The organism is Chitinophaga sp., assembly GCF_035564935.1.
Taxonomy (GTDB): domain Bacteria; phylum Bacteroidota; class Bacteroidia; order Chitinophagales; family Chitinophagaceae; genus Chitinophaga.
In genome coordinates, this window is sequence record NZ_DATMTE010000413.1 from 1 (window position 1) to 4,439 (window position 4,439).

Here is a 4,439-nt window from a genome sequence, read left to right on the forward strand (position 1 = left end):
CTGATTTGATTTTTTGGATTTTAAAGGATTTTATAGGATTGGGGGAGATATGAGCGAATATTTACCTGCTGATATTTCCAAAAGCTTCTGCATCTGGATTTAAATGATCCGGGACGACATGAGCAAATATTTATCCGCTGATATATCTCCCCAAATCCTATAAAATCCAAAAGATCCAAAAAATCAAATCAGCGAAATCAGCGAAATCAGTTTAATCCTGAGTCAGACAACCTTCGCGTATTCCTTGCATATGCTTAGCGCATACCTAACCCATGCTCTGAAGGCTGAGAGTATGCGGAACGGAGGTGGACTTGATCGCGTAATTAATTGTCTTTGAGTGAGTTGCAGGCGCTTTTTTTGATCCTTGCGGAATAGTAACCGGTTGTTTTCCAGGCAGTTATCTTAAAAAAAGAAAATTATTCTCCTGTAAGCTGCTTCCATATCACCCCATAAACATCTGTTGCCTGTAGCTGGGATGCAGCAATGGGTTGAGGGCTGATCACTACGGGATGATAGCCGGGATTTTCCTCCAGCCTGCCATGGGAGCCTTTAATGAGGGTGGCATCCAGCGGGATCACGTTCATCAGGTAGCGGAAACCGAGCTTTTTCTTCAGCAACTTTCCTGCCGCTTTCAGCTTGATGAAAGGATCGGCGGGGTTCATGAACATTTCCACGGGATCGTAGCCGGGTTTACGGAAGATATCCACGATCCTGGCAAAATCGGGGGCTTTGTTATCGTCCAGCCAATAGTAGTAGGTGAACCAGCTGTTAGCATCAGCAACTGCAATGAGATCGCCGCTGCGGTCATGATGCATATGATGCTGGCGTTTGCCCTCCCTGTCCAGCACCAGTTGTACACCGGGCACATTTTCCAGGATGTTGCGGACCTGTTTATAGCAGGAAGGATCGTTGATATAAATATGCGCTAACTGGTGGTCTGCTACGGCGAAGGCTTTTGAGGCGCCTGCATCCAGCAGTTCAAGGCCATTTTCTATGCGCAGGGCCAGCAGGCCTTCATTTCTCAGTATCCTGTTGAGATGAATGGGATTGCTGACATTAGTGATGCCATATTCCGACAATACGATCGGGTCGCAATTTTTTTGCTGGTAGTAAGTGATCAATTGTTTGCATACGGCATCTATTTCTGCCAGTTCCTTTGCATTTTTTACCGGGTCCTGTCCGAATTTCTGCAGGCAGTAATCCAGGTGGGGGAGGTAAATAAAAGTGAGGGTGGGATCGTATAGCTTATCGGTGAGGATAGATGCATCAGCGATCCACTGGCTTGATTTGATGCTGGCGGTTGGGCCCCAGTAATTAAACAGCGGGAACCTGCCCAGTTGTTCCGTCAGGTAATCGCGGAGGGTAGACGGCGTAGTGTAGCAATCCGGTACTTTGCGGCCATCAGAAAGATAATTGGGACGGGGAGTAAGCGAGTAATCAACGTTTGCATACATGTTGTACCACCAGCACATCTGCGAAACAGTAAAGGTGGGATCCAGTTTCCGGGCGTGGTCCCAAATTTTTGGGGCATCCACCAGTTTGTTGGATTGCTTCCAGAATTTAACTTCCGCATCGGTTCTGTCGTACCAGCCGTTGCCTACAATTCCATGTTCACTTGGCCATTCGCCGGTAAGGTACGTGCTTTGTACCGCCGTGGTAACCGCGGGTAACATAGGCATCACAGTGGCCAGATGGCGCTGTTGTGTGTAAGCCTTCAAAAAAGGCAGGTACTCCAGCAAAGAAGAGGAGAGCCCTACTACGTCAATTACTACTGTTTTTCTCATAAATTCGATCGCCGTTGCAATTCCGGCATAAAGCTATAATTCCGGCCGCACAATTCCAAGATGGCTTACAGTTGCGTTCTTATCCAGTTCAATTCGCGGGAAACGGATAAAGACATTTCCTGTTTTAATGCAGGCGGCAATACGTCCCAGGTATATGTTTCCGCCTCCATATGCGTCGTAAAAGGATGTTCACGCTGCAGGGCCAGTACCTGCCTGATATCTTCCTGTGTGGACTGCAGCACGTCAAATTTATCCAGGAATACAGGCACATGAAAATGGGAGCGCCATTCCGTTACGGCCGGGTTTTCTGCGTCAGCCAGGGCTTCAGGCAGATCGGGATAATGAATAAAAGTGCCGTCCTTTCTTTTCGCGATCACCTGGTGCAGGTAGATGGGCTCATTGAACTTACGGAATGCATCTGTTACCACGCCACGGGCAGTGGTATCTGCAGGCATATCGGCCTTCAGTGCGGCGCTGATCTGCAGCTTCCCGATCCTGAGACCGTGGTGCTGCATCCGTTCAATCACCCGCTGAGGCGCTTCGTATACCAGTGCAAAATGGCAAACATCGTAACACAGCTGAATGTGCGTTTTGATGATATCAGCCGCTGCCTGGTCATCTTCAATATTAAACTTCTCTTTGATAAACGGAATACCGGCGGGCAACAGATCATTGAAGTACCAGTTGATAAACTCGCTGGTATTTTCCATCATGCCATCGGGTTCCGGCTCAATATCCAGGTGCATGAGCGGCCCGCCGCTGCGGTGCGTACGTACCAGTTGTTCCAGTACCAGCAGCATATTGAGGGTAGCGCTTTCCGTGTAGGAGTTCCTTTCTTCTTCACAGCGGTTGCACCAGTGTTTATATCCAAGGGGATTGGTGGAAATACCGCCTTCCATTCCTTCCGGCAGCAGGGCCGCCAGAATCCTGAACAAGCGGATGGTATAGGCTACACGATCGGCGCTGGTCCAGTCGGGTGCATGTACCTGGTCTTTTACCACTACATTGTGAAAACCGCCGTAAGGAAATCCATTCATAGTAAATACGTAGCAATCCTCTTCTTTCAGCCATTGCTGAAATTCCTTTAAGGCCGCTTCCTTGCTTAGTTCCAGGCTGGCGGTGTTAGCGAGCCGCAATCCTATTCCGAATGACTGATCCGGCGATACCTGTTGTTTAATGGCAGGTATAAATTTTTTGAGTTGTGCAAAATGATCGCCCCAGTTTTCGCCGGGATGGATATTTGTACAGTAGGTAAGATGTCCTGCAGCTGTTTTCATTACTGATTATTTTTGCAGATGTCTACTGCTTTGTATAATAAGTCAAGATCCATTTCATGTACTTCTTCTCCTTTTCCAACTGCGCGCAGCAGGGAAATGGTTAAGCGGCCGCCGAGATGTTCGCGAAACTCTTCCAATCCGGCTATCACCGGGGAAGGCTTACCATCCTGCATTTCCAGCAACGGATGCCATACCGGCAGTTTCATATTTTTCAACACGGCAAGAATGCGGTGCATATCGTGTTCAGGTAGCCATCCTAACAGGAACGAGTACACGCTGTCTACCGCAATACCGATAGACACTGCTTCCCCGTGGCGTAATTCAAAATTGGTGAGTTGTTCCAGTTTATGTGCGCTCCAGTGGCCAAAATCAAGCGGGCGGGAGGAGCCGCTTTCAAAGGGATCGCCGGCGCCTCCGATATGTTGAATATGCAATTCGGCGCAGCGGTAAATCAGGTCGTGCATGGCTGCCATGTCTCCTTCCGTAAGCGCTACTGCGTTCTGCTCAATACTGTTGAAGAAGGCGGCATCTTTGATCAGGGCTACTTTCACGGCTTCCACCATGCCGGAGCGCCAGTCGCGCGGATCGAGGGTAGTTAAAAACACCGGGTCGTTGAACACCGCAGCGGGAGGAGCAAAGGAACCGAGGAAATTTTTCTTCCCCTTATAGTTTACGCCGTTTTTCACACCTACTCCTGAATCGTTTTGCGACAGTACGGTAGTAGGAATCCGGATATGTTTCACACCGCGGTGTGAAATGGCGGCGGCAAATCCTACGAGGTCCAGCAGGGAACCTCCTCCAATGCCTATCACGTAAGAGTGGCGGTCGATACCATATTTATCGATGGCATCTACGAGGCTGAACAGCAGGGGCAGGTCATTTTTCACGCTTTCTCCGCCGCTGATGGTAATAATTTCAGGGGCCAGCTGAAAGCCGCGCACCTGTTGAAAATAACGATTGATCTGTTGGGTTAGTTCCGGATGGTGTGCTGCAACGCCGCCATCCAGGATCACCAGTAATTTTTTTATGTATGCACTCTCTGCTTTTGATTCCAGGAAGGTGGCTAAACAGGTGTTGGCAGGATCGAATAAATTGCTGCTGAAGAAAACACCGTAAGAGAAGTTGACATCAAAGTTTTGTTGAATATATTCCATGGCTAAATCCGCATCATCTGACTTTCAAAAAACTATAGCCTTTAAAAGTACATAGAAAAAACGTGATTTTTCACAAGAAAAAGGCCCCGGGAACGGAGCCTGTTTTTTTGGGGTTAGTCAGCAGAATAATTTATCGGTATGCAAAGAAACCTTTTTCGGGGGTTTCCTCATACGGTATAAACCATTATTTTATAAATTGCGTAGTTCTACTTACTTATGCGGTC

3 protein-coding genes are annotated in these 4,439 nt (G+C 48.2%); all 3 read right to left on the reverse strand.

Going from position 1 to position 4,439, the window contains the following annotated elements:
• Positions 1–416: 416 nt before the first annotated feature.
• A complete protein-coding gene (locus VN105_RS10795) occupies positions 417–1,784 on the reverse strand; it encodes an alkaline phosphatase family protein (protein WP_325640689.1) in 1,368 nt (455 codons plus the stop codon).
• Between the two features lie 65 nt (positions 1,785–1,849).
• The gene (eboE, locus tag VN105_RS10800; RefSeq protein ID WP_325640691.1) at positions 1,850–3,061 is read right to left on the reverse strand and encodes a metabolite traffic protein EboE; all 1,212 of its coding nucleotides are present in this window, start codon (positions 3,059–3,061) and stop codon (positions 1,850–1,852) included.
• Positions 3,061–4,215, reverse strand: a complete 1,155-nt coding sequence (locus tag VN105_RS10805; protein WP_325640693.1) for a 3-dehydroquinate synthase — start codon at positions 4,213–4,215, stop codon at positions 3,061–3,063. The genes eboE and VN105_RS10805 overlap by 1 nt, the downstream gene beginning before the upstream one ends.
• Positions 4,216–4,439: the final 224 nt, after the last annotated feature.

Bases quoted from the DNA above. Each gene is read 5' to 3' on its own strand.
- VN105_RS10795 (WP_325640689.1), bottom strand. From the start codon at position 1,784: ATGAGAAAAACAGTAGTAATTGACGTAGTAGGGCTCTCCTCTTCTTTG.
- eboE (WP_325640691.1), bottom strand. From the start codon at position 3,061: ATGAAAACAGCTGCAGGACATCTTACCTACTGTACAAATATCCATCCC.
- VN105_RS10805 (WP_325640693.1), bottom strand. From the start codon at position 4,215: ATGGAATATATTCAACAAAACTTTGATGTCAACTTCTCTTACGGTGTT.